12 protein-coding genes are annotated in these 13,131 nt (G+C 58.7%); 7 read left to right on the top strand and 5 right to left on the bottom strand.

Annotated features, from left to right (window positions below):
• Positions 1-10: 10 nt before the first annotated feature.
• The 4 genes from HB664_RS03655 to HB664_RS03640 form a co-directional block, all read right to left on the bottom strand.
• Positions 11-964 carry a GlxA family transcriptional regulator gene (locus HB664_RS03655; RefSeq protein ID WP_219940368.1) on the bottom strand — a complete coding sequence of 318 codons (954 nt, stop codon included), beginning with the start codon at positions 962-964 and terminating at the stop codon, positions 11-13.
• 26 nt (positions 965-990) lie between these two features.
• Entirely contained in the window at positions 991-1,770 is a 780-nt protein-coding gene (locus HB664_RS03650; RefSeq protein WP_219940367.1) for an MBL fold metallo-hydrolase, read from the bottom strand.
• A 122-nt stretch (positions 1,771-1,892) separates the two neighbouring features.
• A complete protein-coding gene (gene nlpA, locus HB664_RS03645; RefSeq protein ID WP_219940366.1) occupies positions 1,893-2,693 on the bottom strand; it encodes a lipoprotein NlpA in 801 nt (266 codons plus the stop codon).
• Positions 2,694-2,840: 147 nt separating this feature from the next.
• The gene (locus HB664_RS03640) at positions 2,841-3,260 is read right to left on the bottom strand and encodes a GNAT family N-acetyltransferase (RefSeq protein ID WP_033144321.1); all 420 of its coding nucleotides are present in this window, start codon (positions 3,258-3,260) and stop codon (positions 2,841-2,843) included.
• Between the two features lie 186 nt (positions 3,261-3,446).
• Between HB664_RS03640 and HB664_RS03635 the strand changes: the two genes are divergently transcribed.
• The 5 genes from HB664_RS03635 to HB664_RS03615 all read left to right on the top strand — a co-directional run bounded on the left by HB664_RS03635 (position 3,447) and on the right by HB664_RS03615 (position 10,178).
• Positions 3,447-4,016, top strand: coding sequence for a TetR/AcrR family transcriptional regulator (locus HB664_RS03635; RefSeq protein WP_033144322.1), 570 nt, complete (start codon positions 3,447-3,449; stop codon positions 4,014-4,016).
• A gap of 148 nt (positions 4,017-4,164) precedes the next feature.
• The gene (locus tag HB664_RS03630) at positions 4,165-5,286 is read left to right on the top strand and encodes an efflux RND transporter periplasmic adaptor subunit (RefSeq protein ID WP_219940365.1); all 1,122 of its coding nucleotides are present in this window, start codon (positions 4,165-4,167) and stop codon (positions 5,284-5,286) included.
• A complete protein-coding gene (locus HB664_RS03625) occupies positions 5,286-8,396 on the top strand; it encodes an efflux RND transporter permease subunit (protein WP_219940364.1) in 3,111 nt (1,036 codons plus the stop codon). Before HB664_RS03630 ends, HB664_RS03625 begins: the two co-directional genes overlap by 1 nt.
• A complete protein-coding gene (locus HB664_RS03620; protein ID WP_219940363.1) occupies positions 8,396-9,760 on the top strand; it encodes an efflux transporter outer membrane subunit in 1,365 nt (454 codons plus the stop codon). The genes HB664_RS03625 and HB664_RS03620 overlap by 1 nt, the downstream gene beginning before the upstream one ends.
• Positions 9,761-9,881: 121 nt before the next feature.
• A complete protein-coding gene (locus tag HB664_RS03615; RefSeq protein ID WP_023309843.1) occupies positions 9,882-10,178 on the top strand; it encodes a YicS family protein in 297 nt (98 codons plus the stop codon).
• Between the two features lie 45 nt (positions 10,179-10,223).
• Here HB664_RS03615 and HB664_RS03610 read toward each other — a convergent pair whose 3' ends face one another.
• The gene (locus tag HB664_RS03610; RefSeq protein ID WP_039260377.1) at positions 10,224-11,174 is read right to left on the bottom strand and encodes a LacI family DNA-binding transcriptional regulator; all 951 of its coding nucleotides are present in this window, start codon (positions 11,172-11,174) and stop codon (positions 10,224-10,226) included.
• 293 nt (positions 11,175-11,467) lie between these two features.
• Between HB664_RS03610 and HB664_RS03605 the strand changes: the two genes are divergently transcribed.
• Together HB664_RS03605 and HB664_RS03600 are read left to right on the top strand one after the other, a co-directional pair.
• Positions 11,468-11,782, top strand: coding sequence for a PTS sugar transporter subunit IIB (locus HB664_RS03605; RefSeq protein ID WP_039260376.1), 315 nt, complete (start codon positions 11,468-11,470; stop codon positions 11,780-11,782).
• A gap of 11 nt (positions 11,783-11,793) precedes the next feature.
• Positions 11,794-13,119: a PTS sugar transporter subunit IIC gene (locus HB664_RS03600; RefSeq protein ID WP_219940362.1), complete on the top strand. Its 1,326-nt coding sequence runs from the start codon at positions 11,794-11,796 to the stop codon at positions 13,117-13,119.
• Positions 13,120-13,131: the final 12 nt, after the last annotated feature.

Here is a 13,131-nt window from a genome sequence, read left to right as displayed (position 1 = left end):
CCGTAATACACTAGCTGTGAAGACGGAATGTTTTCCTCCATTCCGCAGGGCTCACCCCAAAACGCGCCTTAAACTGCTGTCGCCAGGTGACGGCGGAATTAAATCCCACCAGTTCGGCCACGCGCTCAATCGGCATATTTCCGGCTTCAAGCAGGAGCTGGCTGCGCCGCAGGCGTTCGGCGGTAAGCCAGTCGGCGACGCTCATCCCCGTGGCTTGAATAAAATGACGGGTCAGGGTGCGGCGGCTCATCGAAACCACCTCCGCCAGTGAGTCCAGGCTATGCGGTTCGGTGATGTGCCGCTGCAGGTAGTCGATCAGGCAGTTAATGCGTCCGTCGCGGGTATCTTTGGGTACCGGCTGGGCGATGAACTGCGCCTGACCGCCCTCGCGGTGGGGCGGAACAATCATCCGACGGGCAATCTGGTTGGCGACCACGCTGCCAAAGCGCTGACGAATGATATACAGGCAGCAGTCCAGCGCCGCCGCGGTTCCGGCGGAGGTGATGATATTGCCGTCATCCACGTAGAGCGCATTGATATCCAGCTGAACGTGCGGGAAAAGGGACTGGAACTGATGCTCGAACTCCCAGTGGGTGGCCGCACGTTTGCCGTCGAGGAGCCCCGCCCAGGCCAGCACAAACGACCCCAGACACAGCCCGACGATTTCCGCGCCGTTGTCTCTCGCCCGCACCAGGCTGTCGAGCAGCGTCTGGGGCGGGCGTTCAAGAACGTGCTGCCAGTAGGGAACGACGACAATATCGGCCTGACCAATGGCGGTAAAATCCTGCGTGGCGTTGAGGGCAAATCCGTCTTTTGAGGTGAGAAACCCCGGCGTTTCGGCGCAGATCGTCACGTTAAAGCGCTTTTCGCCGGAGACCGAATCGCCAAACAGAATGCAGGGAACGGAGTAGTGGAACGGGCTGAACCCGTCTACCGCGACAATCGCGACGTTGATTAGCGACATCAGTTCCTCCTTTCCCTTTAACGCACTCAGAATATAACGGTTTCGCCATCCTGGGGAATGCTCACTGCGTCACTCACCTGATTGGCTTCAACGTACTCACGCAGCGCGCTGCGGGTCAACAGGCAGTGGTTAATCGCCTCCATATGGATCGCCACAATGCTGGCCTGCGGCAGCAGGAAATGAACGTTGAGCACGTCCTCCTGCCCCATAATAATGGGCCCAAAACCAATAACGTGGGCATAGCCCGCGTTCAGCACCACCACGTCCGGCTGGTGCTTTTGCAGATCGGCCGCCACCTCGTCACGCCAGACGGTATCCCCGGCAAGATAGAGCGTCTTCTCATCGGGATGACGCAGCACCACGCCGCAGGCCTCACCCAGACGCTCCGCCAGCTCCGGCACGGCGTAAGCGCGATCGGTGCCGTGCTGCCCGCCGTGGGTTTTCGTAATCTGAATATCGCCGAAGAAGGTCGCGTCGGTCATGACCGTCAGGTTGCTGAATCCCTGGCTGCGCAGCAGCGCGGCGTCACGATCGTTTTGCACGTAGACAGGTTTATCTTTGGCGATCAGCTCCGCTGCAGTGCGATCCCAGTGATCGTCATGGGTATGGGTGACGATCACCGCGTCGGCGTCCAGCAGCGTGTTGACGTCAACGGGGAGTTCGACCGTCGGGTTACGGCGTTCGGCATACGCCGTGCCGGGAAAGCCCGGATAAGCCCCCTTCGGGGCCAGCATCGGGTCGATTAAAAGACGTTTTCCGGCGTAGGAAATCAGCTGGGTGGCGTTGCGAATGTGGGTAATGTTCATGGGCTATCCTCCGGTAGGTGTGATAAGGAGGATAGCCAGCCGTCGCAATTGCCGCAGTGGGTTAAAGGGCGATTACCGATGGAATCGGGCCAATTTAAGCAACCCGTTTTCCGTCAGATCGTTTACCAGCCCGGCACCGCCCCGCCGTTAAAGATCGTCTCCGCCGCTTTCGCTACCTCAGGCGACTGATACGACTGGATAAATTCCTTCACGTTCTCCGCGTCTTTGTTGTCTTCGCGCGTCACTACGATGTTCACGTACGGCGAGTTTTTGTCTTCAATAAAGACGCTGTCATGCACCGGCGACAGCCCGGTTTGCTGAATATAGGTGGTGCTGATAATGGCGACATCCACTTTCGGATCGTCCAGCACGCGCGGCAGCTGCGCCCCTTCCAGCTCCATAATTTTCAGCTGTTTAGGGTTGGCGGTAATATCCAGCGCCGTCGGCAGCAGCCCGGTGCCCGGCTTCAGGGTAATGAGCTTCTCCTTTTGCAGCAGCAACAGCGCGCGGCCAAGATTGGTCGGGTCGTTTGGAATGGCAATCGTCGCCCCATCCTTCAGGTCAGAGACGGATTTAATTTTGCGGGAATAGCCGGCCATCGGAAAAACAAAGGTGTTCGCCACGGCCACCAGCTTGTAGCCATGCGCCTTGTTATCCTCAGCGAGGAACGGGCGATGCTGGAAGACGTTGGCATCCAGTTCTCCCTGGTTGGTGGCATCGTTGGGCAACAGCGAGCCGCTGAAGCCGACCAGCTCCACGTCCAGGCCATATTTCTCTTTTGCCACCTTTTTGGCGATTTCCGCCACGTCCTGTTCAGCGCCGTTGATGACGCCCACTTTAATGTGTTTGGCATCGCTGCCACTTTGATCGCACCCTGCCAGCAGCAGGCCAGCAAGTACCAGAGCACCCAATCGACGTTTCACAAGACAGTTCCTTTTGCTAAATGTTGTAGTGACTATATCGACAACGAGGCGGTGAAATAAAAACCGAAAAAGAATCAATAAGAAGGATAAGTTATATGCGGGTTTTGCCGGGTGGCGCTGCGCTTACCCGGCCTACAGATCCGGGGCTTAAAGCGCTTTCGCCAGATAATGCCGCTGCATGCCCGGATAAGGATAATCCTGCAAAGACATCTGCAGCCGGTAGCCCTGTTTTTCATAGAACGGGCGCGCCTGGAAGCTGGCGGTATCGACCAGCGCGTGCTTGCAGCCTTTGCGTCTGGCTTCCTCTTCGGCCGTTTTGATGAGCTGGCTGCCCACGCCGGATCCGCGCACGGTCTCACTGACCCAGAGATAGTCGATATTCAGCCAGTCGCCTTTACGCACCCCAATTAGCCCGCCGAGCATGACGCCTTTATCGTCTCGTACGTAAACGCCAATGTCGCCGCTAAAGGTCGCCATATCCAAAAATTGCCCGTTATAGGCTCTTAACCCCACAAATAACTCTTCTTTTTCAGCGGGCGTTACATTATTTGTTATGCTCAGGTGCATTTTTCTCTCCTTATTTTCTATGCAATCTGAATATCTCACAGCTTAACCTCCACAAAAACTCCTCATTCCCTCCATTTTTTAAATACGGAAACATTCCCTCAATATCTAAATAAAAAATGCCTTTCCAATACGCACCCAAAACGTATACTGAGAACGATCATTCTCACTTTTACACGGTAGCCGACGATGAGTACGAAACTGGAAGAACGACAAAAACAACGTCAGGACGAAATCATCACCGCCGCGCGTCGCTGCTTTCGCGCCAGCGGATTTCACGCCGCCAGCATGTCGCAGATAGCCAGCGAAGCGAAGCTCAGCGTCGGGCAAATTTACCGTTATTTCAGCAACAAAGACGCGATTATCGAAGAGATGATCCGCCGCATCATCGACTCGCGCATTGAGGAGATGCAGGGTAAAACCCTGGTGGAAGGGATGCCGCAGGCGCTCGCCTGGCGACAGACCCTCAACGAAGATGACGATGCGCTGATGCTGGAAATGTCCGCTGAGGCCACGCGTAATCCGCAGGTGGCGACGATGCTGATCGAAGCCGAATCGCGCATGTTCGCCAACGCCTGTGCGCACCTGAAAAAGCAGTTTCCCCACCTGAGCGACGAGCATATTCGCTGCTGCGTGGAGATTACCGCCGTGATGATTGAGGGGACGATTTATCGTCGATTAACCCCCTTAAAAGTCCCGTCAGAACAATTAGAACCCCTTTATCAGGATATTTTAAATATGCTTTTCTCTGCGAAGTAATCGCATATGAATAATTAGCGGGAATAAGTAATTCCCCTTTTTTACATTTCTGGCTCAGCCGGAGATGCGGTATCGCTGTGCCTTTAAATAGCCCTCCTCCCTGTTAAGCCATTAACGGGGCAGGCGTCGTTCACCCTGGAAAAAGATTATGAAAAACATAACAACCTCCATCGCGGCATTATTTCTCCTGACCGGGTGCGATAATGCGCAAACATCTGCTCCCCAGCGTCCTCTTCCGGATGTGGGGATTGTCACCCTCTTGAGCCAGCCGGTGTCCGTCGTCAGCGAGCTGACCGGCCGCACCGCCGCCGCCATGAGCGCCGAAGTGCGCCCGCAGGTGGGCGGCATTATCCAGAAGCGGCTGTTCACCGAAGGCGATACCGTGAAAGCCGGGCAGGCGCTGTATCAAATTGACCCTTCCAGCTACCGCGCGGCGTTTGATGAAGCCGCCGCGGCGCTGAAGCAGGCTCAGGCGCTGGTAGCGGCCGACTGCCAGAAGGCCCAGCGCTATGCGCAGCTGGTGAAAGACGACGGCGTGTCGCGCCAGGACGCAGAGGACGCGAAGTCCACCTGCGCGCAGGACAAGGCCAGCGTCGAGTCAAAGAAGGCCGCGCAGGAGAGCGCGCGCATTAACCTCAACTGGACCACCGTTACCGCGCCGATTGCCGGACGCATCGGCATCTCCTCCGTCACGCCCGGCGCGCTGGTGACCGCCCAGCAGGATACCGCGCTCGCCACCGTTCGCGGGCTGGACAGTATGTACGTCGACTTAACCCGTTCCAGCGCCGATCTGCTGCGTTTACGCAGGCAAACCCTTGCCACAAATAGCGATACGCTAAGCGTGTCCTTAATCCTCGAAGACGGCAGCACCTACGGTGAGAAAGGCCGCCTGGCGTTAACCGAAGTGGCGGTGGATGAATCAACCGGCTCGGTCACGCTGCGCGCCGTCTTCCCGAATTCGCAGCACCAGCTCCTGCCGGGGATGTTCGTTCGCGCCAGGGTAGATGAAGGCATCATGAACGACGCGATCCTGGCACCGCAACAGGGCATCACCCGCGACGCCAAAGGCACCGCCACCGCGCTGGTGGTGAATGCCAGCAATAAGGTCGAGCAGCGTCAGCTGGAGACGGGCGACACCTACGGCGACAAATGGCTGGTGCTGAGCGGCCTGAAGGCGGGCGACAGGCTGATTGTGGAAGGTACCGACAAAGTGACTCCCGGGCAGGAAGTGAAGGCCGAAGAGATGAAAGCTGCGGGAGGAAAAGCCTGATGTTTTCCCGCTTCTTCGTGCGTCGCCCGGTCTTTGCCTGGGTTATCGCCATTCTTATCATGCTCGCCGGGATGCTGGCGATCCGCACGCTGCCGGTGGCGCAATACCCGGACGTCGCCCCGCCGTCGATCAAAATCTCCACCACCTACACCGGTGCCTCCGCGCAGACGCTGGAAAACAGCGTGACGCAGGTGATCGAGCAGCAGCTGACCGGGCTGGATAACCTGCTCTACTTCACCTCCACCAGCAGCTCGGACGGGTCGGTGAGCATTACCGTCACCTTCGAGCAGGGAACCGACCCGGACACCGCCCAGGTGCAGGTGCAGAACAAGGTTCAGCAGGCAGAATCGCGCCTGCCGACCGAGGTGCAGCAGTCCGGCATTACCGTCGAGAAATCGCAGAGCAACTTCCTGCTGATCATGGGCGTGTACGACAAAACCGACACCGCCAGCAGCTCGGATATCGCCGACTGGCTGGTGAGCAATATGCAGGACCCGCTGGCGCGCGTGGAGGGCGTCGGCAGCCTGCAGGTGTTTGGGGCGGAATACGCCATGCGCATCTGGCTTGACCCGGCGAAGCTGGCGTCCTACTCGCTGATGCCGTCCGACGTGCAGAGCGCGATTGAAGCGCAGAACGTACAGGTCTCCGCCGGTAAAATCGGCGCGCTGCCCTCGTCGAACGCCCAGCAGCTGACCGCCACCGTCCGCGCCCAGTCGCGTCTGCAGACGGTCGATCAGTTTAAAAACATCATTGTGAAGAGCCAGTCCAGCGGCGCGGTGGTGCGCATCAGCGACGTTGCCCGCGTGGAGATGGGCAGCGAAGACTATACCGCCACCGCGAAGCTCAACGGCCACCCGGCGGCGGGTATGGCGGTGATGCTCTCACCGGGTGCGAACGCGCTCAACACGGCGACGGCGGTAAAAGACAAAATTGCCGAGTTCAAAAAGTCGATGCCGGAAGGCTACGACGTGGCCTACCCGAAAGACAGTACCGAGTTCATCAAGATCTCCGTTGAGGACGTGATTCAGACCCTGTTCGAAGCCATTATCCTCGTGGTGGTGGTGATGTACCTGTTCCTGCAAAACATCCGCGCGACGCTGATCCCGGCGCTGGCGGTACCCGTCGTTCTGCTGGGCACGTTTGGCGTGCTGGCGCTGTTCGGCTACTCCATCAATACCCTGACGCTGTTTGCGATGGTGCTGGCGATTGGGCTCCTGGTGGATGACGCGATCGTGGTGGTGGAAAACGTCGAGCGTATTATGCGCGACGAAGGCCTGCCCGCGCGGGAAGCTACTGAGAAATCGATGGGCGAAATCTCCGGCGCGCTGGTTGCCATTGCGCTGGTGCTCTCTGCGGTATTCCTGCCGATGGCCTTCTTCGGCGGCTCCACCGGGGTGATTTACCGTCAGTTCTCGGTCACCATTATTTCGGCGATGTTCCTCTCCGTGGTGGTGGCGTTGACCCTGACGCCGGCGCTCTGCGGCTCGATCCTGAGCCACACGGCGCCGCACAAAAAGGGCTTCTTCGGCGCGTTTAACCGCTTCTACAGCAGGACCGAGCGCGGCTATCAGAACAAGGTGCTGCGCGCCCTGCGCCGTTCCGGCGGCATGCTGGTTATCTATGCCCTGCTCTGCGGCGCGATGGGCTTCGCCATGCTTAAGCTGCCGGGCAGCTTCCTGCCAACGGAAGATCAGGGCGAAATCATGGTGCAGTACACCCTGCCAGCGGGCGCAACGACGGTACGTACCGCCGAAGTCAGCCGCCAGGTGCGCGAGTGGTTCCTCACGAAAGAAAAAGCCAATACCAACGTGATCTTCACCATTGAGGGCTTCAGCTTCAGCGGCAGCGGCCAGAACGCCGGGATGGCGTTTGTCTCCCTGAAAAACTGGTCCGAACGTAAAGGCGATGAGAATACCGCTCAGGCCATCGCCCTGCGCGCCACGCAGGAGCTAAGCGCCATCCGCGATGCGACCATCTTTGCCATGACGCCGCCTGCGGTGGACGGCCTGGGCCAGAGCAACGGCTTTACCTTTGAGCTGATGGCCAGCGGCGGCACCGACCGCGACGCGCTGCTGAAGCTGCGTAACCAGCTGATTGGCGAAGCCAACCAGGACAGCTCGCTGCACGCCGTGCGCGCCAACGATCTGCCGCAGATGCCGCAGCTTCAGGTGGATATCGATAACAACAAGGCCGTGTCGCTGGGGCTGTCCCTGAGCGACGTTACCAACACCCTCTCCAGCGCCTGGGGCGGGACCTACGTGAACGATTTTATCGACCGCGGCCGCGTGAAAAAGGTCTACATCCAGGGCGACAGCGACACCCGCGCCGTACCGTCGGATCTCAACAAATGGTTTGTGCGCGGCAGTGACAGCACCATGACGCCGTTCTCAGCCTTCGCCACCACCCGCTGGGAGTACGGCCCGGAAAGCCTGGTGCGCTACAACGGCTCGGCGGCGTATGAGATACAGGGCGAAAACGCCAGCGGCGCCAGCTCCGGCACGGCGATGGGCAAAATGGAGCAGCTGGCAAACAGCCTGCCGTCCGGCAGCACCTGGGCGTGGAGCGGTTTGTCGTTGCAGGAAAAACTGGCGAGCGGTCAGGCGATGAGCCTGTATGCCCTCTCCATCCTCGTCGTGTTCCTGTGCCTGGCGGCGCTGTATGAGAGCTGGTCAGTGCCGATTTCGGTCATCCTGGTGATCCCGCTTGGCGTGCTGGGCGCGGCCATGGCCGCCTCCCTGCGCGGCCTGAACAACGACGTCTATTTCCAGGTGGCGCTGCTCACCACCATCGGCCTGTCGTCGAAGAACGCGATCCTGATTGTCGAATTTGCCGAAGCCAAAGTCGCTGAAGGGTACTCTCTGACGCGCGCCGCACTGCGGGCCGCCCAGACGCGCCTGCGCCCGATCATCATGACCTCGCTGGCTTTTATCGCAGGGGTTACGCCGCTGGCCGTGGCAACCGGTGCAGGCGCCAACAGCCGCGTGGCAATTGGTACCGGCATTATCGGCGGAACGCTGGCCGCGACGCTGCTGGCGATCTTCTTCGTCCCCTTATTCTTTGTACTGGTGAAACGACTGTTCTCCGGTAAACACGCGAACCGGAGGTCATAATGTTTCGTGTATCTGTTTTAGCGCTAGCCCTGCTGAGCGCGGGCTGTGTGTCGTTAGATCCAACGTATCAACGCCCGGACGCGCCCGTCCCGGCAACCTTGCCCGGCGCGCACGGCGAAGCCACCTCCGTGGTGAGCCAGTGGCAGCAGGTAATGAACGATGCGCGGCTGAAAAGCGTGGTGACGATGGCGCTGAACAGCAACCGCGACGTGCAAAAAGCGATTGCGGATATCGACGCCGCCCGCGCCCAGTACGGTGAAACGCGCTCGTCCCTGTTCCCGACGGTGGACGCAGAGCTGAGCCACACCCGCAGCCGCACGCTGGCAAGCGGCGTCGCGACAAGCGATGAAGCCAACGGCGCGGTCTCCAGCTTCGAGCTGGATCTGTTTGGCCGCAACCAGAGCCTCTCCCGCGCCGCGCGTGAAACCTGGCTTGCCAGCGAGTTCACCGCGCAGAACACGCGCCTGACTATGGTCAGCGAGCTGACCACGGCCTGGGTGACGCTGGCGGCGGATAACAGCAACCTGGCGCTGGCGAAATCCACGATGGAGAGCGCGGCAAATTCGCTGAAGATTGTGAAGCGCCAGCAGGACGTTGGCGTGGCGGCCGCCACGGACGTCAGCTCGGCAATGGCGGTGTATCAGCAGGCGCGCGCCAGCGTCGCGAGCTATCGGACTTTGGTGATGCAGGACAAAAATGCCCTCAATCTGCTGGCGGGCGATACGGTGCCGGACAACCTGCTGCCCGGCACGCTGGAGAGCCTGAGCGACAACGCCATCACGCTGATCCCGGCGGGCGTCAGCTCCAGCGCTCTGCTGCGCCGCCCGGACATTCAGGAGGCGGAACATAACCTGCTGAGCGCCAACGCCAACATCGGCGCGGCGCGGGCCAACTTCTTCCCGACCATTTCACTGACCGCCAGCGCGGGCATCGGCAGCGATTCGCTCTCCTCCCTGTTCAGCCATGGGATGAAGGTCTGGTCGTTCGCGCCGTCCATCACCCTGCCGCTGTTTAGCGGCGGGAACAACCTGGCGCAGCTGCGCTACGCGGAAGCGGAGAAGAAAGGGCTGATCGCCACCTATGAGAAAGCCATCCAGAGCGCGTTTAAGGACGTGGCCGACGCGCTGGCGCGACGAGAAACCCTGAGCGAACAGCTCGACGCCCAGCGCGAATACGTCGCGGCGGAGCAAAAAACGCTGGATGTGGCAACGCGAAGCTATAGGGCGGGCGCGGGGGATTATCTGACGGTACTGACCGCGCAGCGGTCGCTGTGGTCGGCGCAGGAATCGCTGATCGCGCTGCAGCAAACCGACCTGGAAAACCGCATCACGCTGTGGCAGTCGCTGGGGGGCGGTATTCAGTAGCGCTTGCCGGGAAGTTCATGACAGGCGGTGAAGAGAAAATTCATACTTTCGGCTGGCGTCGCTACACTGAATGTAACGATATATTTCATGGGAAGCATGTGACTTCTAAAGGGGGTTGTTGATGAAAGCTGCGCACCTGGTCTGCCTGCTGGTTTGTCTGCTCTTCGCCGCGTTTGTCCATGCTCAGGAAAAGGATGACCCCGCGAAAGAGGCGCAAATAAAGCAGCAGGTCCTTAAAGATATTAAGAAAACCTGTACGCCACAGAAAAAGCAGAGCGATAAAGCCTGGCAGGAGATGATTTTGTCGTCCGAGGCCAATCAGCTGCTGATTAAAAATGCCATCACCGCCGTGAAGCGCGACAACCTGGATGCCTACTGGGGGGCGATTGGTCAGGTGGATTGTATGGAAGATTATTGAATTCCCGCCGGGTGGCGCTGCGCTTACCCGGCCTGGAAAACATGTTTAACGCTTCCGCATATCCGGAATGATGAGATCCCCGCGCAGAACATAGGACCCGAGCATCTGCGTTTTCTCCGTCAGCCAGCTCACAATACGCGCCGCCATCGCGTCCATGGAATATTCAATTGCTGGGATCACCGGAATGCCCGGCAGGTGCAGCGATCCGGCAAGGCTGAAGACCATAATGTCGTCCGGCACCGATTTATTAAACGCCTGCAGCTGCGGGATCACCCGCTGGGCTTCCTGCTCGTCCGCCACCAGCAGCGCGTTGAAATTCAGGGTGCTGGCGTTGTTAAGCAGCTCCTGCAGCGCAACGGATGAAGAAGTCGCGTCCATAAAGACCAGGTTGCGATTAAAAGGCAGGAAATTTTTCTCCAGCGCGTGCTTGTAGCCGAGCAGCACCTGGTCGGCAAAACCGCTGCCGTGGGGGTGGATCAGCGCAATCTGGCGACGCCCCTGGCTGGTGAGGTAGTTACAGGCGGTTTCGGCGGCAAAGGCGTGATCGAACTGGATGCTGTTGGAATTATCAGATTCCATGCAGTCCACCAGAATGACGTTGTCCATCTCCACGTCCAGCGGGAAACGGGCGCCAATCACCAGGATATCATCGCAGAGTCCGCAGGAGAGTTCTTCAAGGGCGTGCATCACTTCCGCTTTGCTGTGCGCGAAGCGCAGCAGGAGGTGTTTTTGATGCTGGCTGAGCTGTTTTTCCAGCGCGTAGAGATATCCGGTGGTCTGGTTAATATTTTCCTGCGCGCAAATGACTCCAATGCAGCCCGTCGACTGGCTCAGCAGCGACTGGGCAATCACGTTGGGACGATAGTTCAGCTCATCCACGGCCTTCAGAACGGCCTGACGGCTGGCTTCCTTTACGCCACGCGACCCACTCAACACTCGCGATACCGTGGCTTTAGACACCCCGGCAAGACGTGATACATCATTGATTGTCGACATCTCTTTCCCCTGGCAGGCTTACCTCGCGCCTGCAAATTCCATCACCGCTTCGGCTCACATTATAGCCAGGACGGAGTATATCCGTTTCCGTTTTCCATGGAAACCGATTTTCCGTTTCCACTCAAAATGATGTCAAAACAGCCAAATTATGTGACCCACATCCGGTTAATTAGCCTCATAAGTAAGGGATCTTGATGGGTATCACACTTCTGTCTTTTATGAATGGAAACCGGTTTCCGTATAATGTCCAATCAACCTCGCAATAACTTTTTACATTTAGAGGATGGTTGTCGATGTTCAAGATTATGCTGTGCTGCTCTGCCGGGATGTCCACCAGCCTGTTGGTCAGCAAAATGGTCGATGTCGCGAAAGAACGTGGTTTGCCGGTGAAGATTGATGCGTACGGTGTTTCCGAATTTGATACGCAGTTTCCGCAATACCAGGTTGTCCTTCTCGGACCGCAAGTGAAATACATGTTAAAGACACTCTCAGACAAGGCGGCTACGAAAGGCATTCCGGTGCAGCCCATCGATATGATGGACTACGGCATGCAGCGTGGCGATAAAGTACTGGACTATGCTCTGTCGCTCATCGAAGCGGCACACTAAAAGGTGTTCACATGAGTTCGTTATATCAATCCATGGTCGCGGTGATTGAGCAGTCAATTACCCCGCTGGCCGCAAAGCTGGGCCAGCAAAAGTATGTGATTGCCATCCGCGACGGCTTTACCGCCGCGCTGCCGTTTATGATCATCGGCTCGTTTATGCTGGTGTTCATCTTCCCGCCTTTCTCGGCGGATACCACCAACAGCTTTGCCCGCGGCTGGCTGGATTTCTCCCAGACCTATCGCGAACAGCTGATGCTGCCGTTTAACCTCAGCATGGGCGTGATGACCTTCTTCATCTCGGTGGGAATTGGGGCGAGCCTGGGGCGTCAGTTCAACCTCGACCCGGTGATGTCCGGCCTGCTGGCCTTTATGGCCTTCCTGCTGGTCGCCGCGCCGTATGCCGACGGCAAAATTTCGACCCAGTATCTCTCCGGCCAGGGCATCTTCACCGCCCTGATCACCGCCATTTACGCCACCCGCGTTTACGCGTGGCTGAAGCAGAACAACGTGACCATTCGCCTGCCGAAGGAAGTACCAACCGGCGTGGCGCGCTCGTTTGAGATCCTGATCCCGGTGATGGTGGTGATCGGCACGTTGCACCCGCTGAACCTGTTCATTGAAGCACAAACCGGAATGATCATACCGCAGGCGATCATGCACCTGCTGGAGCCGCTGGTGTCCGCGTCTGACTCCCTGCCCGCCATTCTGCTCTCCGTGCTGCTGTGTCAGATCTTCTGGTTCGCCGGTATTCACGGCTCGCTGATCGTCACCGGCATCATGAACCCGTTCTGGATGGCGAACCTCTCGGCAAACCAGGCGGCGCTGGCGGCCGGCGCGGCGCTGCCGCACGTTTACCTCCAGGGCTTCTGGGATCACTACCTGCTGATTGGCGGCGTAGGCTCCACGCTGCCGCTGGCGTTCCTGCTGCTGCGCAGCCGCGTTACCCACCTGCGCACCATCGGCAAAATGGGCGTGGTGCCAAGCTTCTTCAACATCAACGAACCGATTCTGTTCGGCGCGCCGATCATCATGAACCCGATGCTGTTTATCCCGTTCGTGTTCGTTCCGCTGGTCAACGCCTGCCTGGCGTACGCGGCAACCAAACTCGGCTGGCTGGCGCAGGTCGTCTCGTTAACCCCGTGGACCACCCCTGCACCGATTGGCGCCTCGTGGGCGGCAAACTGGGCGCTGAGCCCGGTGGTGATGTGCCTGGTCTGTATGGTGATGTCCGCGCTGAAGTACCTGCCGTTCCTGCGCGCCTATGAGCGTACGCTCATCAAAAACGAAGAGCAGAAGGCCCAGGCAACCGTCGGCGCCGCCGAGACCGCCAGCAATTAAGTCAAAGAGGAA

It is taken from the genome of Enterobacter sp. DNB-S2, assembly GCF_019443845.1.
GTDB classification, from domain to species: Bacteria; Pseudomonadota; Gammaproteobacteria; order Enterobacterales; family Enterobacteriaceae; genus Enterobacter; species Enterobacter asburiae_B.
This window is presented reverse-complemented; position numbering and strand designations above follow the sequence as displayed.

What these genes read in the sequence shown, in the direction of transcription:
- HB664_RS03655 (WP_219940368.1), bottom strand. Translation starts at nt 964, where the DNA reads ATGTCGCTAATCAACGTCGCGATTGTCGCGGTAGACGGGTTCAGCCCG.
- HB664_RS03650 (WP_219940367.1), bottom strand. Translation starts at nt 1,770, where the DNA reads ATGAACATTACCCACATTCGCAACGCCACCCAGCTGATTTCCTACGCC.
- HB664_RS03640 (WP_033144321.1), bottom strand. Translation starts at nt 3,260, where the DNA reads ATGCACCTGAGCATAACAAATAATGTAACGCCCGCTGAAAAAGAAGAG.
- HB664_RS03635 (WP_033144322.1), top strand. Translation starts at nt 3,447, where the DNA reads ATGAGTACGAAACTGGAAGAACGACAAAAACAACGTCAGGACGAAATC.
- HB664_RS03630 (WP_219940365.1), top strand. Translation starts at nt 4,165, where the DNA reads ATGAAAAACATAACAACCTCCATCGCGGCATTATTTCTCCTGACCGGG.
- HB664_RS03625 (WP_219940364.1), top strand. Translation starts at nt 5,286, where the DNA reads ATGTTTTCCCGCTTCTTCGTGCGTCGCCCGGTCTTTGCCTGGGTTATC.
- HB664_RS03620 (WP_219940363.1), top strand. Translation starts at nt 8,396, where the DNA reads ATGTTTCGTGTATCTGTTTTAGCGCTAGCCCTGCTGAGCGCGGGCTGT.
- HB664_RS03615 (WP_023309843.1), top strand. Translation starts at nt 9,882, where the DNA reads ATGAAAGCTGCGCACCTGGTCTGCCTGCTGGTTTGTCTGCTCTTCGCC.
- HB664_RS03610 (WP_039260377.1), bottom strand. Translation starts at nt 11,174, where the DNA reads ATGTCGACAATCAATGATGTATCACGTCTTGCCGGGGTGTCTAAAGCC.
- HB664_RS03605 (WP_039260376.1), top strand. Translation starts at nt 11,468, where the DNA reads ATGTTCAAGATTATGCTGTGCTGCTCTGCCGGGATGTCCACCAGCCTG.
- HB664_RS03600 (WP_219940362.1), top strand. Translation starts at nt 11,794, where the DNA reads ATGAGTTCGTTATATCAATCCATGGTCGCGGTGATTGAGCAGTCAATT.